The 25169-nt window shown below is 71.5% G+C and carries 22 protein-coding genes; 15 read left to right on the forward strand and 7 right to left on the reverse strand.

From position 1 onward, the window contains the following. Positions 1–99 precede the first annotated feature (99 nt). Positions 100–1614, forward strand: coding sequence for a 3-hydroxyacyl-CoA dehydrogenase (locus BKI49_RS19135; protein WP_095935486.1), 1515 nt, complete (start codon positions 100–102; stop codon positions 1612–1614). After that, positions 1611–2201, forward strand: coding sequence for a TetR/AcrR family transcriptional regulator (locus BKI49_RS19140; RefSeq protein WP_095935487.1), 591 nt, complete (start codon positions 1611–1613; stop codon positions 2199–2201). The genes BKI49_RS19135 and BKI49_RS19140 overlap by 4 nt, the downstream gene beginning before the upstream one ends. A 21-nt stretch (positions 2202–2222) precedes the next feature. Here the strand turns inward: BKI49_RS19140 and BKI49_RS19145 are convergent, their stop codons facing one another. Then, positions 2223–2723, reverse strand: coding sequence for an Lrp/AsnC family transcriptional regulator (locus tag BKI49_RS19145; protein ID WP_373557563.1), 501 nt, complete (start codon positions 2721–2723; stop codon positions 2223–2225). Positions 2724–2897: 174 nt separating this feature from the next. On the opposite strand from BKI49_RS19145, the gene pdhA (BKI49_RS19150) reads away from it, so the two are divergent. The 7 genes from pdhA (BKI49_RS19150) (at position 2898) to BKI49_RS19180 (ending at position 11216) form a co-directional block, all read left to right on the forward strand. Further along, positions 2898–4058 (forward strand): pyruvate dehydrogenase (acetyl-transferring) E1 component subunit alpha, encoded by a 1161-nt coding sequence (pdhA, locus tag BKI49_RS19150; protein ID WP_095935489.1) that lies wholly within the window; start codon positions 2898–2900, stop codon positions 4056–4058. Beyond that, positions 4055–5059 carry an alpha-ketoacid dehydrogenase subunit beta gene (locus BKI49_RS19155; RefSeq protein ID WP_028799339.1) on the forward strand — a complete coding sequence of 335 codons (1005 nt, stop codon included), beginning with the start codon at positions 4055–4057 and terminating at the stop codon, positions 5057–5059. The genes pdhA (BKI49_RS19150) and BKI49_RS19155 overlap by 4 nt, the downstream gene beginning before the upstream one ends. Continuing rightward, entirely contained in the window at positions 5059–6498 is a 1440-nt protein-coding gene (locus BKI49_RS19160) for a dihydrolipoamide acetyltransferase family protein (protein ID WP_095935490.1), read from the forward strand. The genes BKI49_RS19155 and BKI49_RS19160 overlap by 1 nt, the downstream gene beginning before the upstream one ends. Before the next feature lie 79 nt (positions 6499–6577). Next, the gene (locus tag BKI49_RS19165) at positions 6578–7555 is read left to right on the forward strand and encodes a DUF6457 domain-containing protein (protein WP_095935491.1); all 978 of its coding nucleotides are present in this window, start codon (positions 6578–6580) and stop codon (positions 7553–7555) included. Continuing rightward, entirely contained in the window at positions 7552–8916 is a 1365-nt protein-coding gene (locus BKI49_RS19170; RefSeq protein ID WP_095935492.1) for a molybdopterin molybdotransferase MoeA, read from the forward strand. Before BKI49_RS19165 ends, BKI49_RS19170 begins: the two co-directional genes overlap by 4 nt. Positions 8917–9008: 92 nt before the next feature. Then, complete coding sequence (locus BKI49_RS19175; RefSeq protein WP_095935493.1) at positions 9009–10115, forward strand: potassium channel family protein; 1107 nt, start codon at positions 9009–9011, stop codon at positions 10113–10115. A 120-nt stretch (positions 10116–10235) separates the two neighbouring features. Next, entirely contained in the window at positions 10236–11216 is a 981-nt protein-coding gene (locus tag BKI49_RS19180; protein WP_095935494.1) for an NAD(P)H-quinone oxidoreductase, read from the forward strand. A gap of 195 nt (positions 11217–11411) precedes the next feature. On the opposite strand, the gene BKI49_RS19185 is transcribed toward BKI49_RS19180, so the two are convergent. Further along, positions 11412–12116, reverse strand: coding sequence for a hypothetical protein (locus tag BKI49_RS19185; protein WP_095935495.1), 705 nt, complete (start codon positions 12114–12116; stop codon positions 11412–11414). A 298-nt stretch (positions 12117–12414) separates the two neighbouring features. Here BKI49_RS19185 and BKI49_RS19190 point away from each other — a divergent pair, with 298 nt between their 5' ends. Then, positions 12415–12957 (forward strand): bacterial proteasome activator family protein, encoded by a 543-nt coding sequence (locus tag BKI49_RS19190; RefSeq protein ID WP_095935496.1) that lies wholly within the window; start codon positions 12415–12417, stop codon positions 12955–12957. Positions 12958–13044: 87 nt separating this feature from the next. On the opposite strand, the gene BKI49_RS19195 is transcribed toward BKI49_RS19190, so the two are convergent. After that, on the reverse strand, positions 13045–14676 hold the full coding sequence (locus BKI49_RS19195) for a protein kinase domain-containing protein (RefSeq protein WP_095935497.1): 1632 nt from the start codon (positions 14674–14676) through the stop codon (positions 13045–13047). A gap of 379 nt (positions 14677–15055) precedes the next feature. Between BKI49_RS19195 and BKI49_RS19200 the strand changes: the two genes are divergently transcribed. Next, the gene (locus BKI49_RS19200; protein WP_095935498.1) at positions 15056–16615 is read left to right on the forward strand and encodes a protein kinase domain-containing protein; all 1560 of its coding nucleotides are present in this window, start codon (positions 15056–15058) and stop codon (positions 16613–16615) included. A gap of 140 nt (positions 16616–16755) precedes the next feature. Here the strand turns inward: BKI49_RS19200 and BKI49_RS19205 are convergent, their stop codons facing one another. The 3 genes from BKI49_RS19205 to BKI49_RS19215 all read right to left on the reverse strand — a co-directional run bounded on the left by BKI49_RS19205 (position 16756) and on the right by BKI49_RS19215 (position 19169). Continuing rightward, a complete protein-coding gene (locus BKI49_RS19205) occupies positions 16756–17760 on the reverse strand; it encodes a phosphotransferase (protein WP_095935499.1) in 1005 nt (334 codons plus the stop codon). A 103-nt stretch (positions 17761–17863) separates the two neighbouring features. Then, complete coding sequence (locus BKI49_RS19210) at positions 17864–18391, reverse strand: pyridoxamine 5'-phosphate oxidase family protein (RefSeq protein ID WP_095935500.1); 528 nt, start codon at positions 18389–18391, stop codon at positions 17864–17866. 112 nt (positions 18392–18503) lie between these two features. Continuing rightward, the gene (locus BKI49_RS19215; protein ID WP_095935787.1) at positions 18504–19169 is read right to left on the reverse strand and encodes a response regulator; all 666 of its coding nucleotides are present in this window, start codon (positions 19167–19169) and stop codon (positions 18504–18506) included. A 413-nt stretch (positions 19170–19582) separates the two neighbouring features. Here BKI49_RS19215 and pdhA (BKI49_RS19220) point away from each other — a divergent pair, with 413 nt between their 5' ends. The 4 genes from pdhA (BKI49_RS19220) (at position 19583) to BKI49_RS19235 (ending at position 24116) form a co-directional block, all read left to right on the forward strand. Then, positions 19583–20836 carry a pyruvate dehydrogenase (acetyl-transferring) E1 component subunit alpha gene (pdhA, locus tag BKI49_RS19220; protein WP_095935501.1) on the forward strand — a complete coding sequence of 418 codons (1254 nt, stop codon included), beginning with the start codon at positions 19583–19585 and terminating at the stop codon, positions 20834–20836. A gap of 2 nt (positions 20837–20838) precedes the next feature. After that, positions 20839–21819, forward strand: coding sequence for an alpha-ketoacid dehydrogenase subunit beta (locus BKI49_RS19225; protein WP_095935502.1), 981 nt, complete (start codon positions 20839–20841; stop codon positions 21817–21819). Between the two features lie 10 nt (positions 21820–21829). Then, positions 21830–23254: a dihydrolipoamide acetyltransferase family protein gene (locus BKI49_RS19230; protein ID WP_095935503.1), complete on the forward strand. Its 1425-nt coding sequence runs from the start codon at positions 21830–21832 to the stop codon at positions 23252–23254. 316 nt (positions 23255–23570) lie between these two features. After that, complete coding sequence (locus tag BKI49_RS19235) at positions 23571–24116, forward strand: hypothetical protein (RefSeq protein ID WP_095935504.1); 546 nt, start codon at positions 23571–23573, stop codon at positions 24114–24116. A 91-nt stretch (positions 24117–24207) separates the two neighbouring features. On the opposite strand, the gene BKI49_RS19240 is transcribed toward BKI49_RS19235, so the two are convergent. After that, entirely contained in the window at positions 24208–25104 is an 897-nt protein-coding gene (locus BKI49_RS19240) for a D-alanyl-D-alanine carboxypeptidase family protein (protein WP_095935505.1), read from the reverse strand. Between the last annotated feature and the right edge of the window lie 65 nt (positions 25105–25169).

Consider the following 25169-nt stretch of genomic DNA (forward strand, 5'->3'; position numbering starts at 1 on the left):
GGCAGGAATGGACGGACAGAGTTAGAGTAACCGAACGATCGGTCGGGACAAGGGGGTCCGCCGCATCTGTGGAAATCTCCGTGCGGGAGGATCGCGCACATGACAGCTATCGACCTCAGCAGCCCCGTGGCCGTCGTCGGCACCGGCACCATGGGCCAGGGCATCGCCCAGGTCGCGCTGGTAGCGGGCCATCCGGTGCGGCTCCACGACACGCTTCCCGGGCGGGCCGAGGCAGCCGCCGAAGCGATCGGCGCCCGGCTCGACCGGCTCGTCGAGAAGGACCGGCTGACCGGTGCCGAGCGGGACGCCGCGCGCGCCCGGCTGCGCCCTGCCCGCGACCTCGCCGAGCTGGCGGACTGCTCGCTCGTCGTCGAGGCCGTCCTGGAGCAGCTCGACGCGAAGCAGCAGCTGTTCCGGGAGCTGGAGGACGTCGTCGGCGAGGACTGCCTGCTCGCCACGAACACCTCCTCCCTCTCCGTGACGGCCATCGGCGGCGCCCTGCGCAGCCCCGGCCGCCTGGTCGGGCTGCACTTCTTCAACCCGGCTCCCCTGCTGCCGCTGGTCGAGGTGGTCTCCGGCTTCGCCACCGACGTCACCTCGGCGACGCGTGCGTACGAGACGGCCCGCGCCTGGGGGAAGACCCCTGTCGCCTGCGCGGACACCCCCGGCTTCATCGTCAACCGCATCGCGCGGCCCTTCTACGCCGAGGCCTTCGCCGTCTACGAGGCGCAGGCCGCCGACCCGGCCACGATCGACGCGGTCCTGCGCGAGTCGGGTGGGTTCCGGATGGGCGCGTTCGAGCTGACCGACCTGATCGGCCAGGACGTCAACGAATCCGTCACGCACTCCGTGTGGCAGTCCTTCTTCCAGGACGTGCGCTTCACGCCCTCGCTCGCGCAGCGACGTCTCGTCGAGTCGGGCCGGCTCGGCCGCAAGTCCGGCCACGGCTGGTACGACTACGGGGACGGCGCGGAGCCGGCCGAGCCGCACACCGCGGAGAAGGCGCAGCCGCCCGCGTACGTCGTGGCCGAGGGCGACCTCGGCCCCGCCGCGGAGCTCCTGGACCTGATACGCGAGGCCGGCATACAGGTCCGCGAGGACGAGGAGGACCACGGAACCCGCCTCGTACTGCCCGGCGGTGGCCAGCTGGCCCTCGCCGACGGCCAGACCTCGGTCGAGTTCCGCGACGTCGTCTACTTCGACCTCGCGCTCGACTACCGGAAGGCGACCCGTATCGCCCTCTCCGCCTCCCAGGACACCGCTCCCCAGACGCTCTCCGAGGCCGTCGGCCTCTTCCAGGCGCTCGGCAAGGACGTCAGCGTCATCGGGGACGTGCCCGGCATGATCGTCGCCCGTACGGTGGCCCGGATCGTCGACCTGGCGCACGACGCCGTCGCCAAGGGCGTGGCCACCGAGGAGGACATCGACACGGCGATGCGCCTCGGCGTGAACTACCCGCTCGGCCCCTTCGAATGGTCCCGCAGGCTCGGCAGGAGCTGGGCGTGCTCCCTGCTGGACGACCTGCACCAGCGGGACCCCTCAGGGCGCTACGCGCCGTCCCTCGCGCTCTACCGCCACGCGTACGCCACCGAGAAGCGGGAGGGCACCTCATGACCACCGTCAAGCGCGACACCTACACGCCGGAGACGCTGCTCTCCGTCGCCGTGCAGGTCTTCAACGAGCGTGGCTACGACGGCACCTCCATGGAGCACCTCTCCAAGGCGGCCGGCATCTCCAAGTCCTCGATCTACCACCACGTCGCGGGCAAGGAGGAGCTGCTGCGCCGCGCCGTCAGCCGCGCCCTCGACGGCCTCTTCGGGATCCTCGACGAGGAGCACGCGCGCGAGGGGCGTGCCGTGGAGCGCCTGGAGTACGTCGTGCGGCGCATGGTCGAGGTGCTCACGGCCGAGCTGCCGTACGTGACGCTGCTGCTGCGGGTGCGCGGCAACACGGACACCGAGCGGTGGGCCCTGGAGCGGCGCCGCGACTTCGACCACCAGGTGGCCGAACTGCTGAAGGCGGCCGCCGCCGAGGGCGACGTGCGCCCGGACGTGGAGGTCAGGCTGGCGACCCGGCTGGTCTTCGGGATGATCAACTCGCTCGTGGAGTGGTACCGGCCGGACGGCCGGGGCATGGGCGAGCGCGAAGTGGCCGAAGCGGTCGTGCAGTTGGTCTTCGGAGGACTGCGCAAGGAGCTCTGAGGGCCCCTGGGGCCACGGGGCTCAGCCCTCCGGCTCCAGGTCCTCCTCCTCGAACACCAGCAGGGTGCGGGTGCTGAGCACCTCCGGGATGGCCTGGAGACGGGTGAGCACCAGCTCGCGCAGCGCCCTGTTGTCCGGCGTGTGCACCAGCAGCAGGACATCGAAGTCGCCGCCCACCAGTGCGATGTGGGAGGCCCCCGGCAGCAGCCGCAGCTGCTCGCGCACGGTGCGCCAGGAGTTCTGCACGATCTTGAGGGTGATGTAGGCCGATGTGCCCTGACCCGCGCGCTCGTGGTCGACGCGGGCACCGAAGCCCCGGATCACGCCGTCCTCGATGAGGCGGTTGATCCGCGCGTAGGCGTTGGCCCGCGACACATGCACCCGTTCGGCCACGGAGCGTATCGACGCGCGGCCGTCCGCCTGGAGCATCTGCAGGATGTCCTGATCGATGGCATCGAGCGGTCGGGTGGGCGGCGGGGGCGGGCCGGCCTCCGGTGGCTCGGCCATTTGTTCAGGTGCCATGTCCCCCCGCCTCCCTACCATGGACGTACTGCGTCCATCTCAGGCTGTGCAGAACCGTTTGTCCACAGCCTGGCGGCGCCTGTAGCCAAAATGTGCCGACGACCGAACAATCGGTAGGTGAGGCGCGTCACACCCGTGAGGCGTCCGAAGCCGCTCCCACGAGGAGGTGCCGTCATGACGGTCATGGAGCAGCGAGGCGCTTACCGGCCAACGCCGCCGCCCGCCTGGCAGCCCCGCACCGACCCCGCGCCGCTGCTGCCCGACGCGCTGCCGTACCGCGTCCTCGGCACCGAGGCAGCCGCGCAGGCCGACCCGGACCTGCTGCGCAGGCTGTACGCGGAGCTGGTGCGCGGTCGCCGCTACAACACGCAGGCCACCGCCCTGACCAAACAGGGCCGTCTCGCCGTGTACCCCTCCAGCACCGGCCAGGAAGCCTGCGAGGTCGCCGCCGCGCTCGTCCTGGAGGAGCAGGACTGGCTCTTCCCCAGCTACCGCGACACCCTCGCGGCCGTGGCCCGCGGCCTGGACCCGGTCGAGGCCCTCACCCTTCTGCGCGGTGACTGGCACACCGGGTACGACCCGCGTGAGCACCGCATCGCGCCGCTGTCCACCCCCCTCGCCACCCAGCTTCCGCACGCCGTGGGCCTCGCGCACGCCGCGCGCCTCAAGGGCGACGACGTGGTCGCGCTCGCCCTGGTCGGCGACGGCGGCACCAGCGAGGGCGACTTCCACGAGGCGCTGAACTTCGCCGCCGTGTGGCAGGCCCCGGTCGTCTTCCTCGTGCAGAACAACGGCTTCGCGATCTCCGTACCGCTCGCCAAGCAGACCGCCGCCCCGTCGCTGGCCCACAAGGCCGTCGGCTACGGGATGCCGGGCCGCCTGGTCGACGGCAACGACGCGGTGGCCGTGCACCAGGTGCTCGGCGAGGCCATCGCCCACGCACGCGCGGGCGGCGGTCCGACGCTCGTCGAGGCCGTGACGTACCGCATCGACGCCCACACGAACGCGGACGACGCCACCCGCTACCGGGGCGACGCCGAGGTCGAGACCTGGCGCGCGCACGACCCGATCGTCCTCCTGGAGCGCGAGTTGAACGACCGCGGCCTGCTCGACGACGAGGGCGTACGGGAGGTCCGTGAGGACGCCGAGACGATGGCCGCGGACCTGCGCGAGCGCATGAACCAGGACCCGGTGCTCGACCCCATGGACCTGTTCGCCCACGTCTACGCCCAGCCCACCCCTCAGCTCCTCGAACAGGAAGCACAGTTGAGGGCGGAACTCGACGCCGAGGCGGACGGGCCGCACCACCACGGGCCCGAAGGAGTCGGCCGATGACCACCGTTGCCCTGAAACCGGCCACCATGGCCCAGGCCCTCGGCCGCGCGCTGCGTGACGCCATGGCCGAGGACCCGGCGGTCCACGTCATGGGCGAGGACGTCGGCACCCTCGGCGGCGTCTTCCGGGTCACCGACGGGCTCGCCAAGGAGTTCGGCGAGGACCGGTGCACGGACACGCCGCTCGCCGAGGCCGGCATCCTCGGCACCGCCGTCGGCATGGCCATGTACGGCCTCAGGCCGGTCGTCGAGATGCAGTTCGACGCGTTCGCCTACCCGGCCTTCGAGCAGTTGATCTCGCACGTGGCGCGGATGCGCAACCGCACGCGGGGCGCCATGCCGCTGCCGATCACCATCCGCGTCCCGTACGGCGGCGGCATCGGCGGCGTCGAGCACCACAGCGACTCCTCCGAGGCGTACTACATGGCGACTCCGGGGCTCCATGTCGTCACGCCCGCGACGGTCGCCGACGCGTACGGCCTGCTGCGCGCCTCCATCGCCTCCGACGACCCGGTCGTCTTCCTGGAGCCGAAGCGGCTGTACTGGTCGAAGGACTCCTGGAACCCGGACGAGCCCTCGGTCGTGGAGCCGATCGGCCGCGCGGTGGTGCGTCGCCCGGGCCGCAGCGCCACGCTCATCACGTACGGGCCGTCCGTCCCCGTCTGCCTCGAAGCCGCCGAGGCCGCACGCGCCGAGGGCTGGGACCTAGAAGTGGTCGACCTGCGCTCACTCGTGCCGTTCGACGACGAGACGGTCGCCGCGTCGGTGCGGCGCACCGGCCGCGCGGTGGTCGTGCACGAGTCGGGCGGCTTCGGTGGCCCCGGCGGCGAGATAGCGGCGCGGGTCACCGAGCGCTGCTTCCACCACCTGGAGGCACCGGTGCTGCGCGTCGCCGGGTTCGACATCCCGTATCCGCCGCCGATGCTGGAGCGGCACCACCTGCCCGGCGTCGACCGGATCCTGGACGCCGTAGGGCGCCTGCAATGGGAGGCGGAGAGCTGATGGCCCAGGTGCTGGAGTTCAAACTCCCCGACCTCGGGGAGGGGCTCACCGAGGCGGAGATCGTCCGCTGGCTGGTGGAGGTCGGCGACGTAGTCGCGATCGACCAGCCGGTCGTCGAGGTCGAGACCGCCAAGGCGATGGTCGAGGTCCCCTGTCCCTACGGGGGTGTGGTCACCGCCCGCTTCGGCGAGGAGGGCACCGAGCTGCCCGTCGGGGCACCGCTGCTGACGGTCGCCGTGGGCGCGCCGGCTCCCTCCGCGGAGGACGGCGGCGACACCGCGGCCGACGAGGGATCGGGCAACGTCCTGGTGGGGTACGGCACGGGCGCGCCTCCGGCGCGGCGCAGGAGGGTGCGGCCGCCCACGGGCGCGGCTCCGGTTCGCCGGACCACCGGCCCGTCCGCGGGCGGGAACCGGAACGGGACGCCCGTTCCGGCAGGCCGTGAGCCTGCGCCGGCCGCGCACCCGCATGCCGACGGCCCCGTCCCCGTCATCTCCCCGCTCGTCCGCAGGCTCGCCCGGGAGAACGGGCTGGATCTGCGGGAGCTGGCGGGCTCCGGCCCCGACGGCCTGATCCTGCGGGCGGACGTCGAGGACGTGCTGCGCGCGGGCAGCGGGCGGGCTCGGACATCCCTGCCGGCGTCGGCGTCTCCCGCCGCCGCTTCCGAGGGGATCCTGCACACCCCGCCCTCGGCCCGCGGGGCGGCCCTGCCCGTCGCGCCGGCGCCCGCGGGGGCACCGTCCTCCGCGCACGGCCTGCGCGTGCCCCTCCGGGGTGTCCGCGGTGCCGTCGCCGACAAGCTCTCCCGCAGCCGTCGCGAGATACCGGACGCGACCTGCTGGGTGGACGCCGACGCGACGGAACTCATGCAGGCGCGCGCCGCGATGAACGCGGCCGGTGGCCCGAAGATCTCCCTGCTCGCCCTGCTGGCCAGGATCTGCACGGCCGCTCTGGCACGCTTCCCCGAGCTCAACTCGACCGTCGACATGGACGCCCGGGAGGTCGTCCGGTTCGAGCAGGTGCACCTGGGCTTCGCCGCGCAGACCGAGCGGGGGCTCGTCGTCCCCGTCGTCCGGGACGCGCACACGCGGGACGCGGAGGGGCTGAGCGCGGAGTTCGCCCGGCTGACGGAGGCCGCCCGGACCGGGTCCCTGACACCGGCGGACCTCACAGGTGGCACCTTCACCCTGAACAACTACGGGGTGTTCGGCGTCGACGGCTCCACGCCGATCATCAACCACCCGGAGGCGGCCATGCTGGGGGTCGGCCGGATCGTCCCGAAGCCGTGGGTGCACCAGGGCGAACTCGCGGTGCGGCAGGTCGTCCAGCTCTCGCTCACCTTCGACCACCGGGTCTGCGACGGCGGCACGGCGGGTGGCTTCCTGCGCTATGTGGCGGACTGCGTGGAGCAGCCGGCGGTGCTGCTGCGGACCCTCTAGCGCCCCTCGGGTCTGCCATCCCCGTCCACATGCTGTGCGCGGGGGTGGCAATGATCCTTCGGGCGCCCATACTCGGGGGATGACCGCCTACGAGCCACCGGGCACCTCCGGCCGCCGGGTGGCCCCCGGAACGCCGGGCACGCCCGGCCCCGAAGCCGCGTACGACGCCGTCGTGCTCGCAGGCGGCGCAGCGCGGCGGCTCGGTGGCGCGGACAAGCCCGGAGTGCGGGTGGGCGGCCGGGCACTGCTCGACCGGGTGCTGGCGGCCTGTGCCGGCGCCGCCACGACGGTGGTCGTGGCCGAGCCCAGAACCACCGCGCGTCCTGTGGTGTGGGCCCGCGAGGGCCCGCCCGGCGGGGGACCGCTCGCGGCGCTGGACGCGGGACTGAGCCACACCTCCTCCGAACACGTCCTGGTGCTCTCCGCCGATCTGCCGTTCCTCGACGAGGGGACGGTGGGACGCCTGCTGGACACACTTCGCCCTGATGGTGCCGCGGCGCCCTCAGGAGGCCCCGACGCCGCCCCGGCGCAGGCCGCCGTGCCCGACGGCGTGCTGCTCGTCGATGACGACGGGCGTGATCAGCCGCTCGTCGCCGCCTATCGGGCGTCGGCCCTGCGCCGCGAACTGGCCGCGCTCGCCGCCGCTCACGGTGGTCTCACCGGGCTGCCGCTGCGGCGGCTCGTCGCCGCGCTCGACCTCACCCGCATCTCCGACCCGGTCGCGTCCTTCGACTGCGACACCTGGGACGACATCGCCGCCGCGCGGGCACGCATCAGGGAGCATGGACACGTGTTGGATGAATGGATCTCCGCAGTCAAGGACGAGCTGGGCATCGACCTGGACGTCGACACCGGCGCCCTGCTCGACCTGGCCCGGGACGCCGCGCACGGCGTGGCCAGGCCCGCCGCCCCCCTGACCACCTTCCTCGTGGGATACGCCGCCGCACAGGCCGGTGGCGGCCCGGAGGCGGTGGCCGATGCCGCCCGCAAGGCCGCTGCGCTGGCACTGCGGTGGGCGGACGAGGACACCCCCGACGCCAAGCCGGACGCCGGATGACGGCCGCCCGCACCCCGGACAGCCAGGAGGCGGACGACCTCGACGTCGAGGAGGCCCTCGCCCTGGTGAAGCCGGAGGCCAGGACGGCAGCCGGGACCGGTTCCGTGCCGGCCCCCGCGCCCGAGGGCGAGTCGAACGCCCGTCGGCCCGACGCGCACCACAAGGCCACGCCCTGGCCCGAGGCCCGCGGCGTCGCCGAACGCGCCGCCCGTTCGCTGCCGCGCCGGACCCCCGTCTCCGTGCCCCTCGACGCCTCGCTCGGCCTAGTCCTCGCCGCCCCCCTCACCGCCCTCACGGACCTCCCCTCCTTCGACACCTCCGCGATGGACGGATGGGCGGTCGCGGGACCCGGGCCCTGGGAGGTCCGAGAGGAAGGGGTGCTCGCCGGACAGGCGGAGCCGGAGGCGCTCACGGACGGCGAAGCGGTGCGGATCGCCACCGGGGCCCGTATCCCGCAGGACGCCACGGCCGTCATGCGCAGCGAGCATGGACGGATCGACGACAAGGGCCGGCTGTTCGCGACCCGGGAGGTCGTGCACGGGCAGGACATCCGTCCACGTGGCCAGGAGTGCCGTACGGGCGACCAGTTGCTCCCGGCCGGTGTGGTGATCACCCCCGCCGTGCTGGGCCTCGCGGCGGCCGCCGGATACGACACGCTCGCCGCCGTTCCCCGCCCGCGCGTCGAAGTCCTGGTCCTCGGAGACGAGTTGCTCTCCTCGGGGCTGCCCCAGGAGGGGCGCATCAGGGACGCGCTCGGCCCGATGCTGCCGCCGTGGCTGCGGGCGCTCGGTGCCGAGGTCGTCGCGGTGCGCCGACTCGGCGACGACGCCAAGGCACTGCACAAGGCGATCACCGGTTCCTCGGCCGACCTGGTGGTCACCACCGGTGGCACCGCCGCGGGTCCCGTCGACCACGTGCACCCCACCTTGCACCGCATCGGCGCCGAACTGCTCGTGGACGGCGTCAAGGTGCGCCCCGGGCATCCGATGCTGCTGGCGCGCACCAAGGAGGACCAGCATCTCGTCGGCCTGCCCGGCAACCCCCTGGCCGCCGTTTCCGGGCTGCTCACGCTCGCCGAACCCCTGCTGCGCACCCTCGCCGGACGCGTGGCCCCCGAGCCGTACACGCTGCCCCTCCAGGAAGCCGTGCACGGCCACCCGTACGACACCCGGATCGTCCCCGTGGCGCTGCGTGCCGACCGGGCCGTGCCCCTGCACTACAACGGCCCGGCGATGCTGCGGGGCATCGCGGCGTCCGACGCCCTCGCCGTGATCCCGCCGGGCGGGGCGCGGGCGGGGCAGGAGCTCGAACTCCTGGACTTGCCCTGGGCAACCGCGGGTATCGACGTGTGCGTCACATGATTCCGAGCGGGATCCGGTCCCGGTGAACGCGAGCGGCGTACAGACCTGAAGAGCCCGAGACGGGGGGCGGTTCCGATGAGACCGAACGGGGTGTGTTTCACGTGAAACTTCCGGGCCATGATGCGATCGCCCGCCAAGCGGGCGAACATCTCGTGACCCATCGGGTGAAGCTCCCGCGGAAAGTCGTGGAACGCCCGATCCGCCAGGTCGTCAAACGTCTGGCGATGGCTCTGACGCTGCTGGTCGCCACGGCGGTGATCGTCTGGGCGGACAGGGACGGCTACAACGACAACTCGGACGGCTCCGTCGATTTCCTGGACGCCCTGTACTACGCGACCGTCACCCTCTCCACCACGGGATACGGCGACATCACCCCGGTCAGCGACGCCGCCCGGCTCACCAACATCTTCGTCATCACGCCGCTGCGTGTGTTGTTCCTGATCATCCTGGTCGGCACCACGCTGGAAGTCCTCACGGAACGGACCCGTGAGGAGTGGCGGCTGAACCGCTGGAGGGCGGCCTTGAGGGATCACACCGTCGTTGTCGGTTTCGGGACCAAGGGACGGTCGGCCATCGAGACCGTCTGTGCGACCGGGCTGAAGAAGGAGCAGGTCGTGGTCGTCGACCCGAGCTCCAAGGTGATCGAGGCGGCGACGGCCGACGGCTACGCCGGAGTGATCGGCGACGCGACGCGCAGCGATGTGCTGATGCGGGCCGAGGTCCACAAGGCGCGGCAGATCATCATCGCCACCCAGCGGGACGACACCGCCGTACTCGTCACGCTGACCGCCCGGCAGCTCAACCGCTCGGCGAAGATCGTCGCAGCGGTGCGGGAGGAGGAGAACGCGCCGCTGCTCCAGCAGTCCGGCGCCGATGCCGTCATCACCAGCGCCAGCGCCGCGGGCCGACTGCTCGGGCTCTCGGTGCTCAGCCCCGCCGCGGGCATGGTCATGGAGGACCTCATCCAGCAGGGCACCGGCCTCGACATCGTCGAACGACCGGTCATAAAGGCCGAGGTGGGCAAGGGCGTTCGCGAGACGGACGACCTGGTGGTGAGTGTCGTACGGGGACACCGGGTGCTCGGCTACGACGATCCGGCCGTCGGATCACTCCAGTTGACGGACCGTCTCATCACCATCGCGCGGGCCACCCCCGGCACCCAGGTCACCCCCGACATCCGGCCGCTGCCGCGGACCTGAGCCGCCGGTACCCGGCCCGGACGGCCGGTCGGGGGCGGTGACGCCGCGCGCCGCGGCCGGTGACGCCGCGCGCCGCGGCCGAGCCGCGTCGCCGCGTTCTCGAGGAGTAGCGTCCCCCTCATGTACGCGATCACGATTCCTGAACCTGGTGGGCCCGAGGCGCTGGTGTGGGACGAGGTCCCGGACCCCGTACCCGCCGATGGAGAAGTGCTGGTGGAGGTGGCGGCCAGCGCGGTCAACCGCGCCGATCTGCTGCAGCGGCAGGGCCTGTACGACCCGCCTCCCGGGGCGTCCCCGTACCCGGGACTCGAATGCTCGGGCCGTGTCGTCGCCCTCGGTCCCGGCGTCTCGGGCTGGGCGGTCGGCGACGAGGTGTGCGCGCTGCTCGGGGGCGGTGGATACGCCCAGAAGGTCGCCGTGCCGGCCGGGCAGCTGCTGCCCGTGCCCGCGGACCTGGACGTCCGGCAGGCCGCCGCGCTGCCGGAGGTGACCTGCACCGTCTGGTCGAACGTCTTCATGGTGGCCCATCTGCGCCCCGGCGAGACCCTGCTGGTGCACGGCGGATCCAGCGGCATCGGCACCATGGCGATCCAGCTGGCGAAGGCGGTCGGCGCGAGGGTCGCGGTGACGGCGGGCAGCAAGGAGAAGCTCGACTTCTGCGCCGAACTCGGCGCGGACATCCTGATCAACTACCGCGAACAGGACTTCGTCGAGGAGATCAGGCAGGCCACGGACGGCGCGGGTGCCGACGTCATCCTCGACAACATGGGTGCCAAGTACCTCGACCGGAACGTGCGGGCCCTCGCCGCCAACGGACGGCTCGCGATCATCGGCATGCAGGGCGGCATCAAGGGCGAGCTGAACATCGCCACGCTCCTCAACAAGCGTGCCGCCATCAGCGCGACCTCGCTGCGCGCCCGTCCGCTCGGCGAGAAGGCGGCCATCGTGGCGGCGGTGCGGGAGCACGTGTGGCCGCTCATCGACTCCGGTCATGTACGTCCGATCGTCGACCGTGAGCTGCCGATGAGCGAGGCGGCGGAGGGCCACCGGGTCCTGGAGGCCAGCGGGCACATCGGAAAGGTGCTGCTCGTGACCTCCTAGCGACCACTCGGCCGCGCGGGGCACGTCACGGTGCTCGTGCCGCTCACGGAACTTGCGCCGCTCACGAGGCTCGTCCCGCAGGGCTCGGCCGTTCGGGTCACCTCCCGTTCGGCCGGGCCCCGCACGGGCCCGCCTCGCGAGGTTCCGCCATACGGGTCGGACCCCGCGCGGGGCCCCGTGCCGCGGGAGCCCGTCTCAGCGGACGCGGACCCGCAGCGCCAGGAAGGCCAGGCCGAGCCCGAGGCCGATGAGGATGAGCCCGCTGCCCAGCGGCAGGATCTCGAGCACCGGCTCGGACTCGGGCTCGGGGTGCGCGACGTTCTGCGGCTCGGACGCCGGGTCGCTTCGTGACGGCTCGGGGGCGATGCCCGCCGCCGAGCTGTCCGGGACGGCGGCCTCGGGATCGCCGCTCGGGTCCGTGTCGGAGCCGGGGTCGGTGTCGCCGTACGTGGGCTCGGTGTCCTCGTCCCCGGTGTTCCCGGCCTCGTCGGTGTCCCCCGTGTCCTCGGCGTCGGAGGGGTCCGAGGGGTCCGTGGGGTCCGTGGGGTCCGGGTCCGGACGCCCGGGGCGGACGCGTCCCTCGCCCGCCAGGCTCCCCGCGCGGGAGGAGTCGGCGCTCGGGGCGGACTTCGTGGCGCGCGGCGTGGGGGTGCCGGTGGACGCGGCGGGGTCTGCCGACCGGGACGTGGAGGCGGAGGCGGAGGCGGAGGCGGTGGCGTGCCCCGCGGGGTCCCCGGACCGGGGCGCGGAGGCGCTGCCGTCCGGGGTGGGTGCGGCGTACGGTGCCGGGCCGGGCGCGTGCGGGACGGGCGCGGCGGCGTACGAGGGGTGATGACCGGCGGCGGTCAGGATGACCAGCAGCAGTCCGGTCGTGTGCAGCGTTCGAAGCCATGGAGTCACACCGGTGACCCCCTCCCGGTACGGGTCGGGTCGCGGAAGTCGGACGGGATCAGCCTCACATGACGCGGTGCACGCGGCATCTCGACGGAGCGTGACGGTCCACCTCGGTGCATGAGCGGAACGTGGTCGCCTTCCCGCGGGAATCTCCACGGAGCGTGACCGGTGTCCGCCGAGTCACGTCGACGGACCGTGACCGTCGCACGGCGCGCGGTGGAAGACGGAGCCCGCGTACGGGGTGGATCATCCCGCGTGGGGGGCACCACCGTGATGGGGTGGAGGCGTGCGAGAGAATGGCGGCATGGAGATGCCGAGGAACGACAGGTCGCCGGAGAACCCTCAGATCCTGGTCGTCGGCCAGGACGGGATGGCTCTCGGCGGCACCGGAGACGAGGACTCCCGCGAGGTCCCGGTGACTGAGATGGTGGAACAGCCGGCCAAGGTGATGCGCATCGGCAGCATGATCAAGCAGCTGCTGGAGGAGGTGCGTGCAGCACCTCTGGACGAGGCCAGCCGGGTGCGGCTCAAGGAGATCCACGCGAGCTCCGTGAAGGAGCTGGAGGACGGACTGGCGCCGGAGCTCGTCGAGGAACTGGAGCGGCTCTCCCTGCCCTTCACGGACGAGGCGACCCCCAGCGACGCCGAACTGCGGATCGCGCAGGCTCAGTTGGTGGGCTGGCTGGAGGGACTCTTCCACGGGATCCAGACGACGCTGTTCGCGCAGCAGATGGCGGCCAGGGCCCAGTTGGAGTCGATGCGCCGTGCTCTCCCGCCCGGGGTCGGCGGTGTCGAGGGCGACGAGGACCCTCGCTCCGGCGGCCGTTCCGGCGGACCGTACCTGTAGGCACCGGCTCCACCCCTGACGAGACGGAACGGGCCCGGCACCGAAGTGCCGGGCCCGTTGCCGTGGTCGTGCGGGGCGTCGCCGGGGTCAGGCCGGGTCGCCCGAGGAGACCTTGAGCTCGATCTCGGGCATGTTCTTCGGGTCGACGTCCGTGTCGGCGGAGGGGAACTGATCCATGATCGTGTCCTCGCCGTAGGTGTTCTCGTCGACGCGGGTCACCTTCATCTGCCAGCCGGCCGCCTGGAAGCAGGACTTCACCGACTTCAGGTTCTTGTACTGGAAGTCCGGGACCTGGATCTTGTCCGGGTCGTCGTAGGCCTCCTGGGGGTCGGTGCACTTCTCCGTGTCGATCGTCTTCGACGTGTCCGGACCCTTGTGCCCCGCCACCACGGTCGGCGACTTGCTGGCGTCACCGCCGCCCTTGTTGTTGTCGTCGCTGCCGCCGTTCATCGCGATCGCCGTGATCAGGCCGCCGATCGCGACGAGAGCCACCACGATCGACCCGATGACGATGCCGCGGTTGCTCTTGCGGCCGGAGCCGCCCGAGGCGGGCGACGAGGTCTGGGGCGACAGGTTGTACGGCGGGGGCGTCGACGTGCCCTGCTGCGGGGAGTAGGCGGAGGTCTGCGGGGGCGACTGGTAACCGCCCTGCTGCGGATAGCCGTACGCGGGGGACGGCGTCGGCGCGGGGGTCGGCGTGCCGTACGGGCCGGGCTGGTACGGCGTCTGCACGGGGCCCGGAGCCGGGGTGCCCTGGTCGACGGGCGGGAAGACGGCGGAGCCGACGCCCGCGCCGCTCGACGTCTGGGCACCCGGCACGATGCTCGGCGCGACGGCGTGGAACGACTGGGCCACGCGCAGGCACTCGTCGCGCATCGACTCGGCGCTGGGGAAGCGCTCGTTCGGGTTCTTCTTCAGGGCGCGGGCGACCAGCGCGTCCACCGCCGGGGGCAGCGAGCGATTGACCGAGGAGGGCGCGACCGGCTCCTCCTGGACGTGCGCGTAGGCGATGGCCAGCGGCGAGTCCGCCTCGAACGGCAGGCGTCCGGTGACCAGTTGGAACAGCATGATGCCGACGGAGTACAGGTCCGACCGGGCGTCCACGCCGCGGCCGAGCGCCTGCTCCGGGGAGAGGTACTGCGGGGTGCCGACGACCATGCCGGTCTGGGTCATCGAGGTGACGCCGGACTGCATGGCGCGGGCGATGCCGAAGTCCATCACCTTGACGACGTTGCGCTTCGTCATCATGACGTTGCCCGGCTTGATGTCGCGGTGGACCAGGCCCATCTCGTGGCTGATCTCCAGCGCGGCCAGCACGTCCGCGGTGATCTTCAGGGCCTTGTCGGCGGGCATCGCCCCGTACTGCTGGATGTCCGAGTCGAGGACCGAGCCGAGCGGCTTGCCCTCGATGTACTCCATGACGATGTACGGGGTGGTCATGCCGTCGAGGTCGTCCTCGCCGGTGTCGAAGACCGAGACGATGTTGGTGTGCGTGAGCTTGGCCACCGACTGGGCCTCGCGCCGGAACCGCTCGCGGAACGCCTGTTCGCGACCGAGCTCGGTGTGCAGGGTCTTGATCGCGACCTGTCGGTCGAGCACCGAGTCGTACGCGAGGTGCACCGAGGCCATGCCGCCCTCGCCGAGCAGATCGCGCAGCTGGTAGCGGCCGCCGGCGACCGCACGCCCCGCGTACCGGCCCTGTGCGCCGTCCTGGCTCATGTTCTGCGTCCCCCATCGGCGCGGCGGCAGCGGCTGGTTGCTCCCGCGGTCCGTGATCGATTGTCCGGCGCGACTGCTGCGATGCGACCGGTCTTCGGTGATCGATTGGCTTATTCCCGGCCAAGTCTGCCCCAGGGCACCGACACGTCAAGTTCGGTGCCCGTTCCGTGACCGTCTGCGAAAGAAGCGTCGCGGAAGCGTTACAGCCGGCGTACGCCCGGTACACAGAATTTGCACGCGTGGACCCGCGCCGGGTTTGATGGCCGGTCCATCTCACTTTCATCCCGGACCGGCGCCTTGCGCAGAGCCTGTAGCGTGGCCCGACGGAGACCGTAACAACCACCGCGCAGACCGCGGGCAGAAACGACGGCGAGGACCGATGGCACAGCAGCAGCGCGCTCAGGGCCCGTCCGACCCCGAGGCGACTGGCGGCGGTATGTCAGATGCGCCGGAGATGTGGGGTAACGGCGGGCTGGTCGGCGACGGCCGATATCGGCTGACCCGCAGACTCGGCCGGGGCGGCATGGCCGAGGTGTTCGCGGCCGAGGACGTGCGCCTCGGACGCACCGTCGCGGTCAAGCTGCTCCGCTCCGACCTGGCCGAGGACCCGGTGTCCAAGGCCCGCTTCACGCGTGAGGCCCAGTCGGTCGCCGGGCTCAACCACCATGCGGTCGTGGCGGTGTACGACTCCGGCGAGGACGTGGTCGGCCACGGTGTCGTCCCGTACATCGTGATGGAGATCGTCGAGGGCCGGACGATCCGGGATCTGCTGATCAACGCCGAGGCCCCCGGCCCCGAGCAGGCGCTGATCATCGTCTCCGGGGTCCTGGAGGCGCTCGCCTACTCGCACCAGCACGGCATCGTGCACCGCGACATCAAGCCGGCGAACGTCATCATCACCAACACCGGTGCGGTGAAGGTGATGGACTTCGGCATCGCCCGCGCCCTGCACGGCGCGCAGTCGACGATGACCCAGACCGGCATGGTCATGGGCACCCCGCAGTACCTCTCCCCGGAGCAGGCGCTCGGCAAGGCCGTCGACCACCGTTCCGACCTGTACGCGACCGGCTGCCTCCTGTACGAACTCCTCGCGCTGCGGCCCCCGTTCACCGGCGAGACGCCGCTGTCGGTGGTCTACCAGCACGTCCAGGACATTCCGGTGCCCCCGTCCGAGGCCTCGGACGCGGCACCGCCGGAGCTCGACGGGCTGGTCATGCGCTCACTCGCCAAGGAGCCGGACGACCGGTTCCAGACGGCCGAGGAGATGCGCGGGCTCGTCCAGTACGCCCTCCAGATGCTCTACGACCAGGGCGGGCACACCGGCACCTGGAACACCGGCCCCGTCACCATGCACGAGGGTCTGCACACCCCGGCCTCCGGTTTCGCCGGCACGACGGCGCTGCCGCATCCCGGGGAGTCGGGCACCACGCAGATCCCCGCGCCGATCATCCCGCCCTACGGCGGCGGGGACGACGGTGGTTTCGAGGGGCACGGCAACCGCGGCGGCGGCCGCGGCAAGCTGTGGATGCTCGCGGTCCTCGCGGTGATCGCGATCGCGGCGGGTGTCGCGCTCGCCCTGAACAAGACCGGCGGCGAGGCGGGCGGAGGCACGGACACCACGAAGTCGCCGAGCGCCACGCACTCCCGCACGGACGACCGGTCGAGCGAGGCGCCGAGCGACGAGGCCACCGACGAGGAGACGGACACGTCCACCGAGGACTCGTCGACCACCGGCGGCGGCACCGACTACACACCGTCGTACACGCCCTCCGCGAGCGACACCGCCCAGCCGACGGACGAGCCGACGGACGAGCCGACCAAGACGACGCCGACCACCGAGGAGCCGACGGAGGACCCGACGACGCCGACGGAGGACCCGACGGAGACCGTCGACCCGACGGAGGGCGGCACCGGGGCCACCGACGGGGTGGGTCCCTGACCGTGACCGTCCGGGGCTGACCGCCCCGGGGCGAGAAGACCGTCCACGCGCGCGTGCGGCCCGGAAACGGGCGGCACGCGCGCGTTGTGTTGCCGGGGTGGCACGCGCGCGTACGGGTGCGGGGCGTCCTGGACGGCCGGTCATCCCGCGAACGCCTCGCACACGGACTCGTACTCCCGTGTCCACCACATCACCAGGGCCGAGGCCGCCGGGAACTGCGGGTCGGCACGGGTGTCCCCGCGCTCGTAGTGCCAGCGCAGCATCCAGAAGTCGTTGAGGCGCTCCCACCACACGCGGTGCACGGCGGCGGCGAGTTCGGCGGGGCCGGTGTCCGCGGCGCGCCGGTACGCGCGCGCGTAGGCCCGCACTTTCGTCAGGTCGAGCGAACCGATGGGCCGTACGAAGAAGATCACCGCGGCGCGTACCGCCTCCTCGGCGCGGGGCTGGACGCCCAGCCGGTCCCAGTCGACGATCGCGGCCGGTTCCCCGTCGCGGTAGAGCAGGTTGAAGGGGTGGAAGTCGCCGTGCACCCAGCCGACCGAACCGCCGTGCGAGGGACGGCGGTCGGCGTGCTGTTCCAGCAGGGCGCGCCTCTCCAGGAGCCGGTGCCGGGCGAGCTCGTCGAAGGCGTCGGCGGGGCGATGGCGTCGCACCATGGCGAGGAGCCGGTCGATGAGCGCGAAGGTGTCGGCGGGATCGGCGCAGGCCGCCCGTCTCGCGGGCGTGCGCCCCTGGGCCGGCATCACCCGCTCCAGACCCGCGTGTACGACGCCCAGGAGCGCCCCCAGGCGTGTGCACTGCTCGGTGCTGAGCTGGCCGCCGTGCCGGTGCCCGCCGTCGATCCACGGGTGCAGGGCGTACGCGTGGCCCCCGACCACGGCGACCGTGCGCCCGTCGGTGCCGGCCAGCGGCGGGGCGACCGGGACGCCCAGGTCGGCCAGGCGCTGGGTAGCCCGGTGCTGGCGGACGATCGCGGCGGGGTCGGCGGTCTCCGGGTCGAAGTGATGTTTCAGGAAGTACCGGCCCCGGGTGGTGCACAGCCGGTAGCCGCGGTTCAGCAGCCCCTGGTCGACGGGGTCGCAGGTCAGCGCGGAACCGGCGGAGTACTGGCGGAGGAGGGCGCCCAAGGGGGGCGCGTGAGACACGAGGGGTGGTACGGATGAGCCCGGCACGCGCCAGATGGTAGGGCACGAGCAAGGGCTCTGACCTCGCGCTTGTCACACACAGTCGTGTTCGATCACGTGAGGGTCACAGGACGTGCCGGAACTGCCGTTCCAGGCCACCGTCCGTCGAGTGGACGGTGCAGAGCTGCGGCTCGATGCCCAGGTAGACCGGCTCGTACGGTGCGCCGTCGGCGAGGGGCGGCACCGGCCCGAAGAGCTCCAGCTGGGTCGCGGTCGGCTCGACCGGCTCGCACTGCCCCACGATCTGCACGGACCACAGGGCCTCGCCGGGCAGCGCGGAGCCCACGTTGTCGGTGCCGTACGCGACGACGCTGCCGGCGCAGGCGTCCGGATGGCCGAAGCTGCGGGACATGCGCAGCAGGACGCGCCCGTCCGACACGATGTGGCGGGCGAGCGCGAGGAGCGGCAGCGCGCGCCTGCTGGTGGCCACACGGCCGTACTCGGCGCTGCCGATCAGATGCACGGCGAGGCGGTCGGCGGGGGACTGTCCGGCGGGGGACCGCTCGATGCGGGACCGCGTGGCGGCGGAAGGCTCTCCGGCGGGCTGGTCGTCGGCATACCTCGTGTCGGCGCGCCGTTCGTCGGTGGGCATGCCCCCCAATCTCCGGCACCCGCGGGCGGGGAAAAAAGAGGCGCCCGCCCCTCGTGTGGGGGCCATAAGTCCCGAACGGGCGACCGGCGGCGCGAGCCGGCCAGGTCCGCGCTCAGCGGCTGTGCTGCCGCTCCGCCTGCTTGCGGGCCACGTAGGCGGCGGCCTGCGAGCGCCGCTCCATGCCCAGCTTGGCCAGCAGGCTCGACACATAGTTCTTGATCGTCTTCTCGGCGAGGTGGAGCCGTTCGCCGATGGCGCGGTTGGTGAGTCCCTCGCCGATCAGATCGAGAATCTTGCGCTCCTGATCGGTGAGCTGAGCGAGCTTGCCGTCGTCCTTGGTGCCGCCGTCACGCAGCCGTGCCATGACGCGGGCCGTGGCCGCCGGGTCGAGCAGGGACTTCCCGGCCGCGACGTCGCGCACGGCGGAGAGGAGCTCGTCGCCGCGGATGTCCTTCAGGACGTATCCCGAGGCCCCGGCCATGATCGCGTCGAACAGGGCCTCGTCGTCGGCGAACGAGGTCAGCATCAGGCACTTGATGTCCTCGTCCCGGGACCGGATCTCGCGGCAGACCTCCACACCGCTGCCGTCCGGCAGGCGTACGTCCAGGACGGCGACGTCCGGGCGGGTGGCCGGAATCCGCACCAGCGCGTCGGCCGCGGTACCGGCCTCGCCGACCACTTCGATGTCCTCCTCGACCGACAGCAGCTCATGGACGCCACGCCGGACGACCTCATGGTCGTCGAGGAGAAATACGGTGATTTTCCCGGTTTCATGCACGGTGTCAGTGTCACACATGGTCATGGGCATTGCCCCAAGTGAACTCTTCCCGTCCCCGGGGTGGCCGGGATAACGTGCCCGTGTTCCGGCCCCTTGCAAGGCCTGTGACCAGTGCTGTGACCAGCAGGTGTTCCCCACGACTTGATGTAGTAGGAATTCCAAGTTTGAAAGTACTTGGAATTCCTACAAAAATCGCAGGTCAGGAGGGGTTTCACAGAATTGTGAAGCACTGGGTAACGTGGCTGTTGCAGGGCGCTCGCCGGGGCACCTGTCACGCCTGTTCCCGGCCGAGTGGCACCCACCCCGTGCACGGGAACCGGAACAGGCGAGCCGCTCCCCCGAGCTCGGAAAAGGGCAAGGGGGATCCCCAGCCACCCGGCAACCCCGGGGGCCGGACCGACGGAGGAGCACACGTGACCGTGGAGAGCACTGCCGCGCGCAAGCCGCGAAGCAGCGCCGGTACGAAGAGCGCCGCGAGCACCGGTACGACCGGTACGAAGAGCGCCGGCGCGACCGGCAGGAAGACCGCCGCGAGCAAGCGCACCGGCGCGGCCGCCAAGAAGTCGCCCGGCACGACGGGCGCCGGGCCCGAGCTCGTTCAGCTGCTGACCCCGGAGGGCAAGCGGGTCAAGGACGCCACGTACGACCCGTACGTCGCCGACATCACCCCCGAGGACCTGCGCGGCCTGTACCGGGACATGGTGCTGACCCGCCGCTTCGACGCCGAGGCCACCTCCCTCCAGCGCCAGGGCGAGCTGGGCCTGTGGGCCTCGCTGCTCGGCCAGGAGGCCGCCCAGATCGGTTCCGGGCGGGCCACCCGTGAGGACGACTACGTCTTCCCGACCTACCGCGAGCACGGCGTCGCCTGGTGCCGCGGGGTCGACCCGACCAACCTGCTCGGCATGTTCCGGGGTGTGAACAACGGCGGCTGGGACCCGAACAGCAACAACTTCCACCTGTACACGATCGTCATCGGCTCGCAGACGCTGCACGCCACCGGCTACGCCATGGGCGTCGCCAAGGACGGCGCGGACTCGGCCGTGATCGCGTACTTCGGTGACGGCGCCTCCAGCCAGGGCGACGTCGCCGAGTCCTTCACGTTCTCCGCGGTCTACAACGCCCCCGTCGTGTTCTTCTGCCAGAACAACCAGTGGGCTATCTCCGAGCCGACCGAGAAGCAGACCCGCGTGCCGCTCTACCAGCGCGCGCAGGGCTTCGGCTTCCCCGGCGTCCGCGTCGACGGCAACGACGTGCTGGCCTGCCTCGCGGTCACCAAGTGGGCGCTGGAGCGCGCCCGCCGCGGCGAGGGCCCCACCCTCGTCGAGGCGTACACGTACCGCATGGGCGCGCACACGACCTCCGACGACCCGACGAAGTACCGGGCCGACGAGGAGCGCGAGGCGTGGGAGGCGAAGGACCCGATCCTGCGCCTGCGTACCTACCTGGAGGCCTCGAACCACGCGGACGAGGCGTTCTTCGCGGAACTCGAGGCCGAGAGCGAAGCGTTGGGCAAGCGAGTACGCGAAGTCGTACGGGCCATGCCTGACCCGGACCACTTCGCCATCTTCGAGAACGTGTACGCGGACGGGCACGCGCTCGTCGACGAGGAGCGAGCCCAGTTCGCCGCCTACCAGGCGTCGTTCGCGGACGCAGGGGAGGGCAAGTAACGATGGCTGCGGAAAAGATGGCGCTGGCCAAGGCGATCAACGAATCGCTGCGCACGGCCCTCGACGCCGACCCCAAGGTCCTCATCATGGGCGAGGACGTCGGCAAGCTCGGCGGTGTCTTCCGGGTGACCGACGGTCTGCAGAAGGACTTCGGCGAGGAGCGGGTCATCGACACCCCGCTCGCCGAGTCCGGCATCGTCGGCACCGCGATCGGCCTGGCCCTGCGCGGCTACCGCCCGGTCGTGGAGATCCAGTTCGACGGCTTCGTCTTCCCGGCGTACGACCAGATCGTCACGCAGCTCGCCAAGATGCACGCGCGGGCGCTCGGCAAGATCAAGCTCCCCGTCGTGATCCGTATCCCGTACGGCGGCGGCATCGGTGCCGTCGAGCACCACTCCGAGTCCCCCGAGGCGCTCTTCGCGCACGTGGCGGGCCTGAAGGTGGTCTCCCCGTCGAACGCGAGCGACGCCTACTGGATGATGCAGCAGGCCATCCAGAGCGACGACCCGGTGATCTTCTTCGAGCCGAAGCGGCGCTACTGGGACAAGGCCGAGGTCAACACCGACGCGATCCCCGGCCCGCTGCACAAGGCGCGCGTGGTGCGCGAGGGCGCCGACCTGACCCTCGCCGCGTACGGACCGATGGTGAAGGTCTGCCTGGAGGCCGCCGCGGCGGCCGAGGAGGAAGGCAAGTCGATCGAGGTCCTGGACCTGCGCTCGATGTCCCCCATCGACTTCGACTCCGTCCAGGCCTCGGTCGAGAAGACCCGCCGCCTGGTCGTGGTGCACGAGGCCCCGGTCTTCCTCGGTACGGGCGCGGAGATCGCCGCCCGGATCACCGAGCGGTGCTTCTACCACCTGGAGGCACCCGTCCTGCGGGTCGGCGGCTATCACGCCCCCTACCCGCCGGCGCGCCTGGAGGAGGAGTACCTTCCGGGCCTGGACCGGGTGCTCGACGCCGTCGACCGCTCGCTGGCGTACTGAGGAGAGGGTCGTGACGACGATGACTGAGAACGCGTCGGGGCTCCGCGAGTTCAAGATGCCCGACGTGGGCGAGGGGCTCACCGAGGCGGAGATCCTCAAGTGGTACGTCCAGGTCGGTGACACCGTCACGGACGGCCAGGTCGTCTGCGAGGTCGAGACCGCCAAGGCCGCCGTGGAGCTGCCCATCCCGTTCGACGGTGTGGTCCGCGAACTCCGCTTCCCCGAGGGGGTGACGGTGGACGTGGGCCAGGTGATCATCGCGGTGGACGTGTCCGGCGGTGCCGCGGAGGCTCCCGCACCGGTCGCGGCCCCCGAGGCCGCCGCGGAGGCTCCCGTCGCCGAGGAACCCAAGTCCGAGGGCCGCAAGCCGGTCCTCGTCGGGTACGGCGTCGCCGAGTCCTCCACCAAGCGCCGCCCCCGCAAGGGCACCGAAGTCCCGGTCCAGCAGGCCGAGTTCCATGCGGCCACGGCGATCCAGGGCGAGCTCAACGGCCACGGCCAGGCCGCCAAGGAGCGCCCGCTGGCCAAGCCTCCGGTCCGCAAGCTCGCCAAGGACCTCGGCGTCGACCTGGCGACGGTCACCCCGTCGGGTCCGGACGGCATCATCACGCGTGAGGACGTGCACGCGGCGGTGGCTCCGGCCCCCGCTCCGGCGCCCGTCGTGACGGAGGCCCCGGCTCCCGTCCCGGCCCAGACGCCCGCGCCGGCCGTCGCCTACGACGCGGCGCGCGAGACCCGTATCCCGGTCAAGGGCGTCCGCAAGGCCACGGCCGCCGCGATGGTCGGCTCGGCGTTCACCGCGCCGCACGTCACCGAGTTCGTGACGGTCGACGTGACGCGCACGATGAAGCTCGTCGAGGAGATCAAGCAGTCCCCCGAGGTCTACGGCATGCAGGGGCTGCGGGTGAACCCGCTGCTGCTCATCGCCCGGGCCCTGTTGGTCGCGATCAAGCGCAACCCCGAGGTCAACGCATCCTGGGACGAGGCCAACCAGGAGATCGTCCAGAAGCACTACGTGAACCTGGGCATCGCCGCCGCCACGCCCCGCGGACTGATCGTCCCGAACATCAAGGACGCGCACGGCAAGACGCTGCCCCAGCTGGCCGAGTCGCTGGCGGAGCTGGTGTCCACGGCGCGTGAGGGCAAGACGTCGCCCGCCGCGATGCAGGGCGGCACCGTCACCATCACGAACGTCGGTGTCTTCGGGGTCGACACGGGTACGCCGATCCTCAACCCCGGCGAGTCCGCGATCCTCGCGGTCGGTGCGATCAAGCTCCAGCCCTGGGTGCACAAGGGCAAGGTCAAGCCCCGCCAGGTCACCACGCTGGCGCTCTCCTTCGACCACCGCCTGGTCGACGGCGAGCTGGGCTCCAAGGTGCTCGCCGATGTGGCGGCGATCCTGGAGCAGCCGAAGCGGCTGATCAGCTGGGCGTGACCCGGAACGCCTGAAGGGGCGCCCCTCTCCACGGAGAGGGGCGCCCCTTTGGCGTAAATGAGCCAAGCTGCGAATTCCCCTACATTTCCCGATCTTCGGCTGCCTAAGATCACCTCCGTCGGGCGGTACGACCAACCATCCGGCGCAGGGCGGGGGGAAAAGCGGGGGAAGGGCTGCGGACGTGCCGAACTCCGCGCGCCCGGCCGGGTTTTGATGATCCCGGCACCGAACCGTCATCCCGTATGTGCCCGCCGACGCGGAAATGCTGCGGCGGGCCCACTCTTACGGACGTGGGCCCTTCTCGAAAGGAATTCCCTTGACGGTCGGAAAGTCTCTCGCCACGTTCGCGCTCGTGGGCGGCGCGCTCGCCGGCGGCATCGCCTTCGCCTCGCCGGCGGCCGCCGTGAGCAGCTGCTCGGACGCGTTCACCCACCAGTTCGACATCATCTTCCCGGGCCAGAAGCCCGAGACGACGTACTACATAGAGAACTGTGCCGACGTCACCTCGGGGAAGGTGACCGCGTCGAGCAACGTCACCTGGAACATCGTCGACGACCAGGTGATCGACAACGGCAAGAGGTTCACCTCGTTCAAGATCACCACGCGGGTCGAGTCGCGCTCCGACTCGGGCGGCAGCGACACCGTCGTCTCGTCGAAGACGTGCGACTGGACGTCCCTGTTCAACAGCAACTACTCGGGCCCCGGTGAGCCCGGTCCCGCGAGCACCTGCACCGTGCCGTCGGTGACGTACAACAAGGACCTGTACTGGTCCTCGGACTCGACCGTCGTCTACGACATCGAGGGTGACGGCAAGGGCGCGATCACCAAGGATCTCTACGGCTCGCCGCTCATGCACGGCTGACCGGGAACGGCCTGACCGGGAGCGTCCGGCCGGGAACGGCGAAGGGGCCCGCCGCGTGCCGCGGCGGGCCCCTTCTCGCGCGTGTGCGGGCCTACTTGGCGAAGCCGTAGGTGAGCAGCTTCTTGGCGTCCGAGGTGCGGGCGGTGATCGAGGTGGAGGCGAGCACCGTGCCGATGACCGTCTTGCCGTTGCGGGTGGCGGCGAAGACCAGGCAGTACTTGGCCTCGGGGCCGGAGCCGGTCTTGACGCCGATGGTGCCGCTGTAGCCCGTCAGCAGGGGCTTGTTGGTGTTCTCCCAGTCGTAGTAGCGGTAGCCGCCGCTCTTGGTGGTGGCCTTCTGCCGGGTGTTCTGCGTCTTCACGATCGTCTTGAACGTGGAGTTCTTCATCGCGCTGCTGGCGAGCTTCGTCAGGTCGCGCGGCGTCGAGTAGTTGGAGCCGTGGCCGATGCCGTCGAACGAGTCGAAGTGCGTGTTCGTCAGGCCGAGGCTGCGCGCGCTCGAGTTCATCTTGCCGATGAACGACTTCACGCGGGCGGCGCGGGTCGTGCCGGTGCCGAACTTGTCGGCGAGGGCGTACGCGGCGTCGCAGCCGGAGGGCAGCATCAGCCCGTACAGGAGCTGACGGACGGTGACCTTGTCACCGACGATCAGGTGGGCCTGGGAGGCGTTGTTGGCGACGATGTAGTCGCTGTACGCCTTCTGGATCGTGACCTTGGCGTCGAGGTTCAGGTTCGACTGGGCCAGCACCACCTTGGCCGTCATGATCTTGGTGGTGGAGCCGGTGGAACGCCTGGTGTCCGCGGCCTTGGTGTAGAGGGTCGTGCCCGTGCCGTTGTTCATCACGTAGCCGCCCTTGGCGGCGATCGTGGGCGTGGTCACGGCGCCCGCGGGTGCCGCGCCGAAGGCTCCGGCCGCCAGGACGGCGCCGGTCGTGACGGTCACAGCGGCGGCCCTGCGGAAACGCGTGCCCTTAATGCCGGTAATCAAAATGAACGCTCCGAATGCGCGAAATGCCCCTGGGAGGTCGGCACATGAGAGTGCCGTCTTACGTA

Origin of the sequence: Streptomyces sp. Tue6028, assembly GCF_002300165.1 — a bacterium.
In the GTDB taxonomy this organism is placed as follows: domain Bacteria; phylum Actinomycetota; class Actinomycetes; order Streptomycetales; family Streptomycetaceae; genus Streptomyces; species Streptomyces siamensis.

Excerpts from the sequence above, each read along its gene's own strand:
- BKI49_RS19200 (WP_095935498.1), top strand. The coding sequence starts at position 15,056 with ATGGCACAGCAGCAGCGCGCTCAGGGCCCGTCCGACCCCGAGGCGACT.
- BKI49_RS19165 (WP_095935491.1), top strand. The coding sequence starts at position 6,578 with ATGACCGCCTACGAGCCACCGGGCACCTCCGGCCGCCGGGTGGCCCCC.
- BKI49_RS19140 (WP_095935487.1), top strand. The coding sequence starts at position 1,611 with ATGACCACCGTCAAGCGCGACACCTACACGCCGGAGACGCTGCTCTCC.
- BKI49_RS19195 (WP_095935497.1), bottom strand. The coding sequence starts at position 14,676 with ATGAGCCAGGACGGCGCACAGGGCCGGTACGCGGGGCGTGCGGTCGCC.
- BKI49_RS19145 (WP_373557563.1), bottom strand. The coding sequence starts at position 2,723 with ATGGCACCTGAACAAATGGCCGAGCCACCGGAGGCCGGCCCGCCCCCG.
- BKI49_RS19180 (WP_095935494.1), top strand. The coding sequence starts at position 10,236 with ATGTACGCGATCACGATTCCTGAACCTGGTGGGCCCGAGGCGCTGGTG.
- BKI49_RS19170 (WP_095935492.1), top strand. The coding sequence starts at position 7,552 with ATGACGGCCGCCCGCACCCCGGACAGCCAGGAGGCGGACGACCTCGAC.
- BKI49_RS19135 (WP_095935486.1), top strand. The coding sequence starts at position 100 with ATGACAGCTATCGACCTCAGCAGCCCCGTGGCCGTCGTCGGCACCGGC.
- BKI49_RS19155 (WP_028799339.1), top strand. The coding sequence starts at position 4,055 with ATGACCACCGTTGCCCTGAAACCGGCCACCATGGCCCAGGCCCTCGGC.
- BKI49_RS19210 (WP_095935500.1), bottom strand. The coding sequence starts at position 18,391 with ATGCCCACCGACGAACGGCGCGCCGACACGAGGTATGCCGACGACCAG.
- BKI49_RS19190 (WP_095935496.1), top strand. The coding sequence starts at position 12,415 with ATGGAGATGCCGAGGAACGACAGGTCGCCGGAGAACCCTCAGATCCTG.
- BKI49_RS19225 (WP_095935502.1), top strand. The coding sequence starts at position 20,839 with ATGGCTGCGGAAAAGATGGCGCTGGCCAAGGCGATCAACGAATCGCTG.
- BKI49_RS19160 (WP_095935490.1), top strand. The coding sequence starts at position 5,059 with ATGGCCCAGGTGCTGGAGTTCAAACTCCCCGACCTCGGGGAGGGGCTC.
- pdhA (WP_095935489.1), top strand. The coding sequence starts at position 2,898 with ATGACGGTCATGGAGCAGCGAGGCGCTTACCGGCCAACGCCGCCGCCC.